Annotated in this window: 13 protein-coding genes and 2 pseudogenes; 9 read left to right on the top strand and 6 right to left on the bottom strand. The window is 72.0% G+C overall.

Features of this window, described 5'->3' with window-relative positions:
• Nucleotides 1–172 (bottom strand): annotated as a pseudogene (locus tag B056_RS38900) (IS5/IS1182 family transposase); the annotation flags it as partial.
• Nucleotides 173–448: 276 nt separating this feature from the next.
• On the opposite strand from B056_RS38900, the gene B056_RS43305 reads away from it, so the two are divergent.
• The 4 genes from B056_RS43305 to B056_RS0132740 all read left to right on the top strand — a co-directional run bounded on the left by B056_RS43305 (nt 449) and on the right by B056_RS0132740 (nt 3,222).
• The gene (locus B056_RS43305) at nt 449–592 is read left to right on the top strand and encodes a hypothetical protein (protein ID WP_018506069.1); all 144 of its coding nucleotides are present in this window, start codon (nt 449–451) and stop codon (nt 590–592) included.
• Between the two features lie 285 nt (nt 593–877).
• On the top strand, nt 878–1,000 hold the full coding sequence (locus tag B056_RS45610) for a hypothetical protein (protein WP_268258407.1): 123 nt from the start codon (nt 878–880) through the stop codon (nt 998–1,000).
• A 177-nt stretch (nt 1,001–1,177) separates the two neighbouring features.
• The gene (locus B056_RS0132745) at nt 1,178–1,843 is read left to right on the top strand and encodes a VTT domain-containing protein (RefSeq protein ID WP_018506067.1); all 666 of its coding nucleotides are present in this window, start codon (nt 1,178–1,180) and stop codon (nt 1,841–1,843) included.
• Between the two features lie 176 nt (nt 1,844–2,019).
• Nucleotides 2,020–3,222, top strand: coding sequence for an AbrB family transcriptional regulator (locus tag B056_RS0132740; protein ID WP_154677359.1), 1,203 nt, complete (start codon nt 2,020–2,022; stop codon nt 3,220–3,222).
• Here B056_RS0132740 and B056_RS0132735 read toward each other — a convergent pair.
• Nucleotides 3,181–4,464 (bottom strand): HAMP domain-containing sensor histidine kinase, encoded by a 1,284-nt coding sequence (locus tag B056_RS0132735; protein WP_026240421.1) that lies wholly within the window; start codon nt 4,462–4,464, stop codon nt 3,181–3,183. The two genes, B056_RS0132740 and B056_RS0132735, sit on opposite strands and share 42 nt — an antisense overlap.
• Before the next feature lie 135 nt (nt 4,465–4,599).
• On the opposite strand from B056_RS0132735, the gene B056_RS0132730 reads away from it, so the two are divergent.
• From B056_RS0132730 to B056_RS0132710, 5 genes are all read left to right on the top strand, one after another.
• The gene (locus B056_RS0132730; RefSeq protein WP_018506064.1) at nt 4,600–5,229 is read left to right on the top strand and encodes a hypothetical protein; all 630 of its coding nucleotides are present in this window, start codon (nt 4,600–4,602) and stop codon (nt 5,227–5,229) included.
• Nucleotides 5,217–5,903 carry an ABC transporter ATP-binding protein gene (locus B056_RS0132725; protein ID WP_018506063.1) on the top strand — a complete coding sequence of 229 codons (687 nt, stop codon included), beginning with the start codon at nt 5,217–5,219 and terminating at the stop codon, nt 5,901–5,903. Before B056_RS0132730 ends, B056_RS0132725 begins: the two co-directional genes overlap by 13 nt.
• Nucleotides 5,900–6,637 carry an ABC transporter ATP-binding protein gene (locus B056_RS0132720; protein ID WP_018506062.1) on the top strand — a complete coding sequence of 246 codons (738 nt, stop codon included), beginning with the start codon at nt 5,900–5,902 and terminating at the stop codon, nt 6,635–6,637. The genes B056_RS0132725 and B056_RS0132720 overlap by 4 nt, the downstream gene beginning before the upstream one ends.
• Nucleotides 6,634–9,348, top strand: a complete 2,715-nt coding sequence (locus B056_RS0132715; RefSeq protein WP_018506061.1) for an ABC transporter permease — start codon at nt 6,634–6,636, stop codon at nt 9,346–9,348. Before B056_RS0132720 ends, B056_RS0132715 begins: the two co-directional genes overlap by 4 nt.
• Before the next feature lie 91 nt (nt 9,349–9,439).
• Nucleotides 9,440–10,162 carry a response regulator transcription factor gene (locus B056_RS0132710; protein WP_018506060.1) on the top strand — a complete coding sequence of 241 codons (723 nt, stop codon included), beginning with the start codon at nt 9,440–9,442 and terminating at the stop codon, nt 10,160–10,162.
• A 149-nt stretch (nt 10,163–10,311) separates the two neighbouring features.
• On the opposite strand, the gene B056_RS0132705 is transcribed toward B056_RS0132710, so the two are convergent.
• The 4 genes and pseudogenes from B056_RS0132705 to B056_RS45870 form a co-directional block, all read right to left on the bottom strand.
• The gene (locus B056_RS0132705) at nt 10,312–11,196 is read right to left on the bottom strand and encodes a COG4705 family protein (RefSeq protein WP_026240419.1); all 885 of its coding nucleotides are present in this window, start codon (nt 11,194–11,196) and stop codon (nt 10,312–10,314) included.
• 208 nt (nt 11,197–11,404) lie between these two features.
• Nucleotides 11,405–12,229, bottom strand: a complete 825-nt coding sequence (locus tag B056_RS38895) for a phosphatase PAP2 family protein (protein WP_230203304.1) — start codon at nt 12,227–12,229, stop codon at nt 11,405–11,407.
• A 174-nt stretch (nt 12,230–12,403) separates the two neighbouring features.
• Nucleotides 12,404–13,229: pseudogene (locus tag B056_RS38890) on the bottom strand (transposase); the annotation flags it as partial.
• A gap of 106 nt (nt 13,230–13,335) precedes the next feature.
• Nucleotides 13,336–13,497 (bottom strand): HNH endonuclease, encoded by a 162-nt coding sequence (locus tag B056_RS45870; protein WP_326828238.1) that lies wholly within the window; start codon nt 13,495–13,497, stop codon nt 13,336–13,338.
• Nucleotides 13,498–13,504 lie beyond the last annotated feature (7 nt).

Raw genomic sequence — 13,504 nt, 5'->3', positions numbered from 1 at the left:
CCAGCAGCACCCGGTCCGGCAGAGGCAACGCCCACGGCCGTCCCGGCCGCCCGTCGGCGATCCGGTCCCCGCCGCGCTGGGCGACGAGACGGACCAGTCGGCGGAACTGGGTCGGCTTCAACCCGGTGAACGGGAAGATCCACTGAGGGTCGGCGGCGGAGATGACCTGCACCCCAACATGATCTACCAGGCAGCCCCGAGGCCCGGCATCCGGGTTACGAAACAGCCTTTAGTAGGGGCCCTGTCCGGAAAAATGGGGCACCTCACCGAACACTGTCACGGCGAACGCTGACAGCGGCAGGGAGGCGATGCCGGGTGTGGAGATCTTCGATCTGTTGCTGATCGCCCGCACGGTCATCCTGCCGGAATGGGGCGTGGCGTACACACGCCGAGATCGGGCTCGGTGCCCGGATGGGCATCATCGCGCTAGTTCCGCGCAAAAGCCACGGTGGAGGAACTGCGGGCGGAGCTGGCGGAGTTCTACCTGCTGCAGGGTTATGTCCGGCTGAGGCGGCATCCGAGGCTATTGGCGGTGTGCGAGAAGATCGCCACGGAGAGCCCGCTGCGGGAGATGTCCGTGCATCATCGCTGATGCCGGCGCCGTGCTCGCGCCGAGTCGCACGACGGTCTGGACGGTGATCGGGCATGGACCGCCGATGGCCGAGACTGACGTCGCCGCAGCTGACGTGACCAGCGACGGTTCGCGCTCTACGAGGGGTGTGGCACCCTACGGGGATGGTCATCGGGGGAGACCGGCCGGTTACGACACACCTCGACGGAGGATGCGAGCCCACAAGATCGACCGGCAACAAGTCCGAACGAGGTGGTCGCCTGCCTCGCCGGAAGCCGGGCCGGCGTTCGTCTGGTCCGGCTGGCGGTGAGCGCGCGCCGTACCAAGGCCGCGGCCGGGGCGTTGCCGGCCGTCGGCGAGCTAGCGATCGTCGACGACACCGCCGCGCACGCCCGCAACCGCCACGTTGTCGTCTCCACCGGCAGCTGACCCGCGCTCCCGCTGGCCGTGCGTCCGGTGCCGCGGGGTCGCCGACGCGGGCTTACATCGAACTCACATCGCGGCCGTCCTAACGTGCGGCCATGCGGGTGCCGGATGGCGGAGGCGACAGGTCGTCCCGGTTCGCATGGCCGGCCCTGTCGCTCGACTCCCTGGAGGCCCTCGACAGTGACCAGATTCGCGTCGGACACCCTGGCCCTGGGGCCGGGCTTCATCAGTGCGGACAGTCTGGCCAAGGCGGGCCTGATCGTGGTCCTTCTCATCGTCTTTGCCGAGTCCGGGCTGCTGGTCGGCTTCTTCCTGCCGGGCGACTCGCTGTTGTTCACCCTCGGCCTGCTGATCTCCCGGGACGAGGTGTCCACGCCCCTGTGGCTCGCCTGTGCCCTCATCGGAACAGCGGCCAGTGCGGGTGACCAGGTCGGCTACCTGTTCGGACGGAAGGCAGGCCCGGCGCTCTTCCGCCGCCAGGACTCCCGTCTGTTCAGGCAGGAGTACGTCGACCAGGCGCACGACTTCTTCGAAAAACACGGCCCCCGCTCGATCCTGCTGGCTCGCTTCGTCCCGGTCGTGCGCACCTTCACCCCGGTCATCGCCGGCGTCAGCGCCATGAGCTACCGGGTCTTCGCCGCCTACAACATCATCGGCGGTGTCCTGTGGGGCTGCGGCGTCACGATCCTGGGGTACTTCCTCGGGCGGATCGATTTCATCCGGCAGAACGTCGAGGCGATACTGATCCTCATCGTTCTGATCTCGGTAGTTCCGATCATGTTTGAGCTTTTCCGTGCCCGGCGCAGGAAGGCCAGGACGGTGCCCGGTCAACACCCGTCGGCCTGAACTCTAGAGTGGATCGGGTCACTTCACGAGCGGAGAGGCGTGGACCACTCGTGCGCATTGACCGAAAAGTACCCGGCTCTCATGGAAAACACATCTCCGGCGGCCATCGTTGTTTTTGTTCCTCGCTCGAGACGGCGTCCGGCCAGAGGCGGACAAACCCACTTCCGGCGGTAACGATGATGTTCTCCACAGGCGCGGCAGCGGGCTGGGCGGTGCTCGCGATCGCCTGCTACCTGCTCAGCGAGATCGGCGAGATGATCTCGATACCCGCGCCCCAGCTGGTGGTGTCGCTGGCCGTCGGAGCCGCACTGGCCCTCACCGGGCTGGTACGCCGCCAGCTACCGACGGCGGCGGGCCGCTCGTCGCAGGCGGTGCTCGGCGCGCTCATGGGTTCCTACCTCGTACCCTCACAGCTGGCGTCGGCGGCAGGGCGGGCCCTGCCACTGGCTGTGGTCACCGTCGCCACGGTGGCCGTCTGCGTCGGGGCCGCGGTGCTGATCGCGCGGAGAACCCGGACCCGTCCGGTCGACGCGGTGCTGGGCCTGATCCCGGGCGGGTCGGCCGCGATCGTCGCCTATTCGGAGGACCTCGGCGCGGACAGCCGTGTGGTGGCCTTCGCCCAGTATCTGAGGGTCGGGCTGGTGGCCCTCTCCGCCCCGATGGTCGTACTGGCTCTGAACGGGCCGGCCACCGGAGGTGGCGGCCCCGGGTCATTTCCGGATCTGGCTCATCCTGTCGACTCCTCGCACCAGCTCGCGGGACTGGCCACCCTCCTGGTCATCTGTGCGGCCGGTAGCCGGGTCGGGCGCGGTGCCCGGCTGCCGGCGCCGTCGCTGCTCGGGCCGATGCTGGTGGCCGCGGTCGTGCTCGCCACCGGCATTGCCCCCGGGTTCGCCCCGGCGGGCCCGCTCCAGGATGTCGTCTGGGTCCTCGTGGGCCTGGAGGTCGGCCTGCGCTTCACCCGCCCGGCCGTTCGGCACATCGGGCGCCTCATGCCGCACCTGCTCGGTGGCATCGTGCTGGTCTGCCTGGCCTGTGCGGGCTTCGCCTGGATCCTGGCGGCCGTGGCCGGTGTGCCCTTCCTGGAGGCCTACCTCGCCACCACCCCCGGCGGTATCAACGCCGTCCTCGCGACCGCGGCCGCCACCCACACCGATGTCCCCGTCGTCGCTGTCGTGCAGAGCCTGCGGCTGTTCCTCATCGTGCTCCTCACCCCGCCGATCATCGGATGGGCGGTCCGGCGGCCGACCCGGCACACCGCCGCACGCATCGCACCGGTGCAGGTGGCCGCGTCGAGTATGGCGGCGGAGTCGGCCGCGCCGACGGTGTCGGCGAAGTCAGGACGGGGGGAGCAGCAGGGTGAAGGTCGCGGGTGCTGAGCTGGTGAGGGTGAGTCTGCCGCCGAGGATCTCGGCTGCGTCGCGCGCGAGGGAGAGCCCGATCCCGGCACCCGTGCCTGTCGTCGCTCCCCGGTGGAACAGGACGTCCGGACCCGCCGTGACCGTCCCCTCATCGATGATGTCGATGGCGGTGGCCGGCCCCGTCTCGCGCAGTCTGATCTCGACGGTGCCACGGCCGTGCTCCCGCGCGTTGCCCAGCAGCACGTCGAGGATCTGGTCGATCGCGGTGGCCGGCAGCAGCAGCGACTGCGTCCCGGGCTCGTTCGTGACGGTGAGCCGACGCCCGTCCCGCGCGAACGCCCAGTGCCAGCGGCGCGCGACGCGGGCGAGGAGCTCGGCGGCCGGGCAGGTCTGCCCCCGGTAGGGAACTCCCGGGCCGGGCCGGGCGAGCCGCAGGACGTCCTCGATCGTCCGGTCGAGGTGGCGGGACTGTTCGAGTGCCTCCTCGACGGCGGCACGCAGGTCGGCCTCGGGGAGGGTCGCGGCCGCCTCGAGGCCGAGCTGCAGGCCGGTCAGCGGGGTGCGCAGCTGGTGCGAGGCGTTGGCGGTGAAGTCACGCTCGCGCTGCAGCAGCTGGACGAGCCGGTCGACCATCGCGTTCTGCGTGGCGGCTGCCTGATCGATCTCGTCGATGCCGGACGGAGCGGCCCTGACCGCCAGGTCGCCGGCGGCGACCGCACGCGCCGTACGGGACAGCGACTCCAGCGGCGCGGCCAGGGCACGCGCCTGCCGGCGCGCGACGAACACGGCGGACCCGAAGGCCACGAGCGCCGCGCCGAGCAGGGCGAGCCAGGCCAGGAATACCCGGTTCCACACCTCGCGGCCACTGCTGGCCGCCCGTACCACCCCCACCACACTTTCGGTGCTGTAGGCGGGGACCGCGACGACGAGGTCCCCACTGGCCTGCTCCTGGACGACAGCGCCGGCGGCGGCACGCCGGGTGGGACCGTCCGCCGGGTCCGGCCCCGCGCCGGCACGCAGCCGCATGGACAGGTCGTACAGCCCGATGCGGGCGTCACTGCTCGGGACGGGGAGCTCCACCGGATCCCCGGCGGCGAACTCGGGGCTCACCCGCACCGCGGCGGCGAGCGCGTCCCGCTCCAGCTCACCGAGCTCGTCGGCGAAGAAGGCCACCCGGGTGGCGATCGCGAGGGGTACCGCGAGCAGGGCGAGCGCCACTGTGACCGCCACGACGGCGACGCGGACCACCTGACGTCTCATTGCGCCATCGTCGCGCCCGAAGCCGCCCGCCGGCCCCGCCCCGATCGGTGTGTCCCGCCCCATCCGACCGGTTTTGCCGTCGTCGCACCTTCGGCTGGCCGGGGTGTTACCACCGGCTTCCTAGCGTCAGGGGCCATGGATACCCGTGACCCCCAGACAGAACCGGGCCGGCTGCGGCGGTTCTTTTCACTGCTGTTGTCCGCCCTGGCCGTGGCCTCGGTCCTGCTCGGCGGCTGCGGCGGCGGCTCCGGCGAGCCCGCCGCGGGCTCCGAGGCGCCTGACGCGGGCGAGGCCAACCCCGCGGGCGACATTCCCGACGACCAGGCGTTCGTCCCGTATCGATCGGCCGGCGGCAGCTTCACCGTCAGCGTGCCCGAAGGCTGGGCACAGACAGCGGCGGGCGAGTCCACGACCTTCACCGACAAGTTGAACCGGGTCGAGATCAGGCGGGTGACGGCGGCCGCGGCGCCCACGACGCAGTCCGTCGTGGCGCGGGTCGAGCCGGGGCTTCGCGCCCAGGTGGCCCACTTCGAGCCAGGGAAGGCCTCGACGGTGTCGCGGCGGGGCGGGCAGGCGGTCCTGTTCACCTACCAGGGGGACGCGGCTCCCGACCCGGTGACGGGCAAGATCGTGCACGACGCGTTCGAGCGCTACGCCTTCTACCGGGGCGGCGTGGAGGTGGACCTCACCCTGTCCGGGCCGGTCGGCGCCGACAACGTGGACCCGTGGCGCATCGTCAGCGACTCGTTCGCGTGGTCACCGTGACGGGCGCGGCCGTCGAGGCACGGGAGCTGTACCGGTTCTACCGCAGCGGCGACGAGGAGACGCTGGCGCTGCGGGGGGTGAGCCTGCGCGTCGAGCCCGGCGAGACGATCGCGGTGGTCGGGCCGTCCGGTTCGGGGAAGTCCACCCTGCTCGCCTGCCTCGCGGGCCTCGACGAGCCCGACGGGGGATCCGTTTGGGTGGGCGGCGAGCGGATCAGCCATCGGCCCGAGGCCGAACGGGCTCGGATCAGGGCCCGCCGCGTCGGCGTCCTCCTGCAGTCGGGGAACCTCCTTGCGCACCTGAGCGTGCGTGACAACGTGCGGCTGGCCCGCCGCGCCGCGCCGCGCCGCGACCGCTCCCGGCGCTGTCCGGACATCGCGGAGCTGCTCGACCAGGTCGAGCTGCTCGACCGGGCCGGCGCGCTGCCCCGGGAGCTGTCCGGCGGGGAGCTGGCCCGGGCCGGGCTGGCGGTCGCGCTGGCCAACGATCCCGATCTGCTGTTGGCGGACGAGCCGACCGGTGAGCTGGACAGCTCGACCGCGAGCCGGATCCTCGCCCTGCTCAGGGCCCGTGCGAACGCCGGCCGCGGGGTCGTCCTCGTCACGCACAGCCAGCAGGCGCTGCGCTTCGCCGACCGGGTGCTGCCGATGCGGGACGGGAGGGTCGGGGAATGACGACCGACGAGGTGCTGGTGCGCTGCGAGGAGGTGTCGCGGACCTTCGGGCGGGGCGCGGCGGCCGTGGTCGCCGTGCATGGCACCAGCTGCGTGGTGCGCCCGGATGACCGGATCGCGATAACGGGACCGTCGGGCTCGGGCAAGTCCACGCTGCTGCACCTGATGGCGGGGCTCGAAGAGCCGACCAGCGGTCAGGTGAGCTGGCCCGGACTCGTCGGGCAGGCGGCGAGCCCCGTGAGCCCGCTACGGGTCCGGGTCCCCCCGCACCGCGTCGGCGTCGTCTTCCAGGGAGCCAGCCTGGTCCCGGCGCTGGACGTGGCTGAGAACACCGGGCTTCCGCTGGTCCTGGCCGGTCTGTCGGAGCAGGAGGCCCGGGGCCGCGCGCTGACCGCGCTGGCCCGGGTCGACGCCGCCGAGCTGGCGGGCCGGCTGCCCGAGGAGCTGTCCGGCGGCCAGGCCCAGCGGGTCGCCGTCGCCCGGGTCCTCGCGCTGCGTCCGCTGCTCGTTCTCGCCGACGAGCCCACCGGCCAGCTCGACGAGGTCACCGGCAGGCAGGTTCTCGACGGCCTGCTCGCGGCGGCGAGCGAGACCGGCGCCGGTCTCGTGGTGGCCACCCATGATCCAGCCGTCGCCGCCCGGCTGGGGAACCGGTGGACGATGACGGACGGCCGGCTGGTGGCCGCAGCGCCGTCCGGCCGCGATCTGTCGGGCTCGTCCGGGGAAGCACCGTGATCGCCGTCTGGGCCGGCGGGCTCGTCCGGCATCGGTCCGGCCGGCTGCTGGCCACCGCGTGCGGGATAGCTCTCGCGGTGGGGCTGGTCGCCGCCCTGGGATCCTTCCTGACCGCGTCTAAGGCCACGATGACCGCCCGGGCGGCGCGCCCGGGAGCCGTCGACTGGCAGGTGGAGGTCCAGCCCGGGGCGGATCCGGCCGCCGTGCTGACGGAGGTCAGGTCCACCGGCGGGGTCCACGCCGCGCTGCCCGTCACATTCGCCCGCGGCACCGGGTTCGAGGCCACCGTCGCGGGCTCGACGCAGCGCACCGGACCGGGCCGGGTCCTCGGGTTGCCCCCTTCGTATCAGGAGACCTTCCCGCGGCAGATCCGGCTCCTGGCCGGGAGCGCCGCAGGTGTCCTGATCGCGCAGCAGACGGCGGCCAACCTCCATATCTCTCCTGGTGGCTCGGTGACCGTCGCGCTGCCGGGCGTGGCCGCGGTCGTCGTCCGGATCGCCGGGGTGGTCGACCTCCCGCAGGCGGACTCGCTGTTCCAGGACGTCGGGGCGCCGCCCCAGGCCCAGCCCGCCGCACCGCCGGACAACGTGATCCTCCTGCCCCGTGCGCTGTTCGACGCGTCGACTGCGGCGCTGCGGGCGGCGGACCCGGCCACCGTGACGACCCAGTTCCACGTCGCCCGGAACGGCCGGCTGCCCGCCGACCCGGCGGCCGCCTTCAACGCGGACGCCGGGGCGGCCCGCAACCTGGAGGCACGTACCGCGGGTGGCGCGCTGGTCGGCGACAACCTCGGCGCCGCCCTCGACGCGGCGCGGCAGGACGCCCTCTACGCCCAGGTCCTGTTCCTGTTCCTCGGGGCACCCGGAGCGATCCTCGCGGTGGTGCTCGCGGCGTCGGTCGCGGCGGCCGGAGCGCCGCGGCGGCGACGCGAGCAGGCGCTGCTGCGCGTCCGCGGCCTGCGGCCCCGGCAGGTCGCCGGGCTGGCCGTGCTCGAAGCCGCCGCCGTGGGGCTGACCGGCAGTGGGATCGGCCTCGCGGTCGCCGCGGTGGTGGGCCGGGTCTCGTTCGGCGCCGCGGCGTTCGGCGCCGGCGCGGGCGCCGCGTTCGCCTGGTCGGCCGCGGCGACACTGCTGGGCCTGGCCTCGGCCGCCGCGGCGGTGCTGGTCCCCGCGCTGCGGGACCTGCGGACCGGCACGGTGCTCGACGCTCGCCGGACGATCGGCCGGCCCGCCGGGGGCGGCGGCCTCCGCTCCGGTCGGCGGGCAGGGCTGGCGGCCCCGCGGACCGGCGGGCCGCTGTGGGCACGGCTCGGCCTGGACGCCGTTCTGCTCACCGGATCTCTGCTGGTGTTCCGCGCGTCGAGCAGCAACCACTACTCCCTGGTGCTGGCCCCGGAGGGCATGCCGCGCATCTCGGTCTCCTACTGGGCGTTCCTCGGCCCGGCGCTGCTCTGGCTCGGCTCGGCGCTGCTGCTGTGGCGGCTGGTGACCCTCGCGCTGACCCACGGCCGCCGGCCGCTGGCCCGGCTGGTCAGACCGCTGACCGGAACCCTCGCCAGCACGACGGCGGCGGGCATGTCCCGCGGCCGCCGCCCACTGGCGAGGGCCGTGGTGGTGCTCGCGCTCGCGGTGTCCTTCGCCGCCTCCGTGGCCACGTTCAACGCCACCTACCGTCAGCAGGCCGAGGTGGACGCCCAGCTCACCAACGGCGCGGACGTCACCGTCACCGAACCGCCCGGCGCCGGCGCCGGCCCCGAGGCCGGGCGGCGGCTGGCCGTGGCCGGGGTACGCCACGTCGAGCCGTTGCAGCACCGCTTCGCCTACGTCGGCTCCGACCTTCAGGACCTGTACGGCGTCCGGCCGTCGACGATCGCCTCCGTCACCGCCCTGCGCGACGCCTACTTCTCCGGCGGCTCGGCCGACAGCCTGCTGGCCACCCTCGCGGCCCGGCCGGATTCGGTGCTGGTCAGTGCGGAGACCGTCACCGACTTCCAGCTCACCCCCGGGGACACCCTGAACCTGAGGGTCCAGGACGGCCAGGACGGCACGCCGCGCACCATCCCGTTCCGGTACGCGGGTGTCGTCCGCGAGTTTCCCACCGCGCCGAGCGACAGCTTCCTCGTCGCCAACGCCGACTACCTCGCGCGGGCCACCGGCAGCGACGCGGTCGGGGCCTTCCTCCTCGACACCGGAGGACGGAGTCAGCCGGCCGTCGCCGCGCGCCTGCGGGCCCAGCTGGGCGCCACAGCAACCGTCACCGACATCACGCAGGCCCGAACCGCGGTCGGCTCCAGCCTGACCTCCGTGGACCTGAGCGGTCTGACCCGCATCGAGCTGTCCTTCGCGGTCGTGCTGGCCGCGGGAGCCGGCGGCGTCGTCTTGGCCCTGGACCTCGCCGAACGGCGGCGCACCTTCGCCGTCGCCACCGTTCTCGGCGCGAGCCGCCGCCAACTGCGTGGTCTGGTGCTGAGCGAAGCCGCCGTCGTCACCATCGGCGGGCTCGCCGGCGGGGCGCTGATCGGATGGGGGGTGTCGCGGATACTCGTCAAGGTCCTGACCGGGGTCTTCGACCCGCCGCCGGATGCCCTCGCCGTCCCCTGGTCCTACCTGGGGGTGACCGCGCTGGCCGCCGGCGTCGCGGTCGCCACCGCAGCGGTCAACGGTGCCCGCCGGACCAGCAGGCCGGCCGTGGAGGAGCTCCGCGACGGCTGACCGCCGCACCCGCTCAGATCTCGCCCCGCCCGCCGGCCCCGCCCGAGTCGGGTGGGGCCGGCGGGGGGCACATACTCTCAGGAGAGTGGCAGTGCAGGCACCCCGCGACCGTACGAGCGTCCTGGTCATCGAGGACGACGCCGTGATCGGCCGCCATCTCGACACCGGGCTGCGCAGCGGCGGCTACCGGACCACCTGGTGCCGCACCGGAATAGCCGGGCTGCTCGCGGCCCGCCAGGCGCCCGTCGACGTGGTGCTCCTCGACCTCGGGCTACCCGACCTCGACGGCGTCGACCTCGCCCGGCAGCTGCGCTCGGAGCTGCCCGATCTGCTCATCGTCATCCTCACCGCGCGCAGTGACGAGATGGACGTCATCGCCGGCCTGGACGCCGGAGCCGACGACTATCTCGTCAAACCGTTCGGCCTGACCGTGCTGCTGGCCCGCCTGCGGGCCCACCTGCGCCGCCGGCCGGCCGTCCGGCCCCCGGCGGCCGACGCGTACCGACTCGGCGATGTGATCCTCGATGTCGCCGCCCGCCGCTGCGTCGTGGGCGGCACCGAGATCTCCCTGCGCCCCAAGGAGTTCGAGCTGCTCGCGGTCCTCGCCCGGCACGCCGGTGACGCGGTCCCCCGGGAGACGCTGATGGCGACGGTGTGGGACGAGAACTGGTTCGGCTCCACGAAGACGCTGGACGTCACGGTGGCCTCGCTGCGCCGCCGCCTGCGCGCCGCGGCCGTCAGCGCGCCAGGCCGCGTCATCCTTCCGGAGATCACCACCCTGCGCGGCCACGGCTACCGGCTCGAGGCCCCGTAGGGCGGCGTGTCCTCACGCCGGATCTCCACCGGTACCGCATCGACGGACATCGACCGAAGGCAGCGGGGTGATGATCGCCCGGGCGCCGCCGTCGGCCGATTCCGCGATTCCGATCCGCCGAGCTTTCAGCGTGATCTCCCGGCGCCGGGTCAGGACGCGCTGACCGGCGCGGCACTGACACTGGGCGTCGCGACCCGCCGTTTCTCGCGGGTGTGGGCGAAACACACCAGGCCGAAGAGGAGCAGGAGCAGGAAGGCCGATGACCCGACGGTGCCGAGAGCGAGCCCGCCTTTGGCTACCGGCTTCGTGAGAAAGTCGCCGACCGTGGCGCCGAGCGGGCGGGTGAGCACGAAGGCGAGCCAGAACAACAGCACGTTCGACACCGCGGGGACGTGTCTGAGGGCGAGCAGCAGAGCGAGGAGCCCGAGGATGAGCAGCGCGCTGCCGGCGTAGCCGAGGCCCGAGCTGTCCGCCAGGAAATCGCCCATGGAGGTTCCGAGGGTGTTCGACACGAGGATCGCCGACCAGAAGAAGCTTTCACCGCGGAGCGAGTCGATGTCGCAGATTGCGAACGTCAGCCCTGTTTTCTTCCACACCCCGAAGATGGCGATCAGCAGGGAGATCAGGATCGCGGCGCCGACCGGATAGCCCAGGCCGAGCCCCTGCGGCCCCCAGCCCAGCGAGCCGGTTCCCTTTGCCAGGTACTTCTCGCTCGCGTCGCGGTTCATGAAGTCCGAGATGGTGGTACCAGCCGTGCTGGTGGACAGGATGACCGTCCAGTAGAAGAACGGGTTGTACGCTTTTGACCGCAGCTGAACGGCAAGAGTCGCCACGAAGACCAGAACGAGGATTACTGTCGTCAGAAAGTAGCCGAGCCGGAGGGTCTGGGCGAGCAGGTCGCCGGCTGTCTCACCGAGCGTCGTCGCCGCGATCTTCATGATCCAGAATGCCAGCGTGATCTCCGGCAGCTTCTTCAGGGCATATCTGCCGCCGTCAATCGGAGGAAATTCGTCAACTACGCCGTCTTTTATCATTTTTCTCCCGGAGATGCTTTTGGTTAAGATTTTGTCCATCCGGAGTTCATACGCCCAGAATCGAGCGGTAAATCGCACGCCCCGCCACCGTCGACCGGCGCCAGCGTGGCTAAAAAAATAATCACGCCCGCATGTGTAAACGGTGTGAGCAAAGCATGTCTAGGTACGCCTTTTCTGGCGACGTAACCATCTTCGGGTGATCCGCGCGCTATCTTTCGGGGGTGGCCGTCCGGCGGCTTTTCTTGACCTCTTCATCGCCGGTTCGGGCCCCACACCACACCGTCCCCGGCCGGGCACTCCGACATACCCCGCGCGCGTTCGCGACCGGCCCTGGCCGGTCCCGCCCGATCCAGTCAAGCAGGAGGGCCAGCGGCGGCAGGCAGACGCAGGCCAGGACGGCGGCCAGCAGCCATCCGGCCACAACGGCCGTGGGCCAGTGCACCCCGAGGTAGATCCGGCTGATTCCCACGGCGAACGCCCACAGACCGGGGACGATGACAGCCGCCGCCCGGGTGGCGGGCCGTCGCGCCCGGCGGTGAAGCGCCGCGGCAAGACCCGCGGCGACCAGGGCCGAGGTGGTGGTGTGCCCGGACGGGAGGGCGAAACCCGACGGGTGGGTGATCCAGTCCGCAGCCGGTGGGCGCGCTCTGCCGACAATGGTCGCCAGGGAGGTCCGGAACAGCTGTCCCAGCAGCAACGCGGCGAACCCGACGATGGCGCCGAGCCACCACCGTCTGCGTCCTACGACCGCAACCGCGCCGGCGAATGCGGCGAGACAGTACGCACAGACACCGGCCCCGGTATCCGTGACCGCGACGGCGACGTCGGACAGCCCGAGGCTGCGATGATCCAACACCCAGCGGTGCAGCCGGACGTCAGGCGGGAACGGTGTTCCGTTTCTGACGGCGACCGCGAACAACAGCGCCGTCAGCGCAGGACCCGCGATGCCGACGACCAGGCGGCGCGGGAGCTTGGCGCGGGACCGTTGCGGGTCGCGTGCACCCGTCTGCGCCAGGATCCGCACGTTACTCACAGTTTCCGGGGCCGGGCGGCGGCTGACTGGCAGGGAGGACGAGGGTGACGACGGCGCCGCCCTCGGGGTGGTTGGCAACCGTGGCGGTGCCGTGGTGTGCCCTGGTCGTCGCGGCGACGGTGGCGGGGTCTGTAAAGTTAGCGGCTCTGCCGCGCATCCGGTGGTGACTGTGTGTTAGCCGAGCAGGATTCGGTGGCGGAGGAGCTGGAAGCCGGCGCGGCCGTGCATCTGGCGCATGATCTTCTTGGTCTTGGTGTTGACGCCTTCGGTGCCGCCGTTGCTGTACGGCAGGGTGAGTGCGTTATTCACGGCGTGCCGGTCGAGGTCGAGGCCACGGGTGTAGGCGTGCAGGTGGGGCAGCTCGGCTGCCCGCGCTGTGGTGATCCATGCGGTAAGGAGATCGTCGTTGCCGTCGGCTGGGGCGAGCAGCGCGGCGAAGCCGCGGACCAGGTTCGCGATGGTGGTCATCTCGGGGGAGGCGGCGGTGAGCTCGCCGAGCCGGTCACGTTGGGTGTCGGTGAGAGCGTCGGGCCTGGTGAGCAGGAGCCGGGTCAGGGCGCGTGGGGAGATCGCGGGCTGGTCGCCGTCGAGCCGGCCTTGGTTGATGTAGCGGACGAGCAGGTTGTGGCTGCCCGTGTAGCCCTGCTCTCGGATCTCGTGGAACAGGCGCAGGACCGGGACCGCGGGGTCCTCGGCCCGGCGGCGCTTGAGGTAATCACGGTAGGGGTCGACCAGCGTCGGGCGGAACGCCGGCGCGCGGATCAGCCGGTCGGGCTCGCCGACGCGGGCGTAGCGCTTGACCGTGTTCAGGGAGAGGTTGAGCCTTCGTGCGCAGTCGAGCAGGCCGACGCCGGAGTCGAGCAGCTCATGGACCTGCTGCCAGCGTTGTCGGGTGGTCTGGGCCGCGGGGTCCGTCGGTGGGCGGCGGACCGGCCTTCGCCCAGCAGGCGCTGTGCGCGGCGACCTCCCGGCGGACGGCCTCGGCGAGGCCATGCCACAGGGCACTGGTGGGCCGCCGGCGAGGTACCCGCGGGTGCGGGTCCTTTTCCGACGGCCCCCAGCCCGAACGACGCATGCGACTTTCACCGCACGTCGCTCTCCGGTGACTATGACGTGAGCTGCGGGATCGGCTTTCCGGTGTGGATGGTGTCGTGGCAGGAACGGCAGACCACGAGGGTCTTGCGTCGCCGTCGTGCCATGTCGGCCGCCCATGCCGGCTGTGGTTGTCCCGGATATGCGAGTTCTGACAGCCGCCGGACGTGGTGCACGGTGATG

Origin of the sequence: Parafrankia discariae (assembly GCF_000373365.1) — a bacterium.
Taxonomy (GTDB): domain Bacteria; phylum Actinomycetota; class Actinomycetes; order Frankiales; family Frankiaceae; genus Parafrankia; species Parafrankia discariae.
The sequence above is the reverse complement of the archived record's forward strand: the minus strand, read 5'-3'. Positions and strand labels throughout refer to the sequence as shown.

Excerpts from the sequence above, each read along its gene's own strand:
- B056_RS0132740 (WP_154677359.1), top strand. The coding sequence starts at position 2,020 with ATGATGTTCTCCACAGGCGCGGCAGCGGGCTGGGCGGTGCTCGCGATC.
- B056_RS0132735 (WP_026240421.1), bottom strand. The coding sequence starts at position 4,464 with ATGAGACGTCAGGTGGTCCGCGTCGCCGTCGTGGCGGTCACAGTGGCG.
- B056_RS0132730 (WP_018506064.1), top strand. The coding sequence starts at position 4,600 with ATGGATACCCGTGACCCCCAGACAGAACCGGGCCGGCTGCGGCGGTTC.
- B056_RS0132720 (WP_018506062.1), top strand. The coding sequence starts at position 5,900 with ATGACGACCGACGAGGTGCTGGTGCGCTGCGAGGAGGTGTCGCGGACC.
- B056_RS0132705 (WP_026240419.1), bottom strand. The coding sequence starts at position 11,196 with ATGATAAAAGACGGCGTAGTTGACGAATTTCCTCCGATTGACGGCGGC.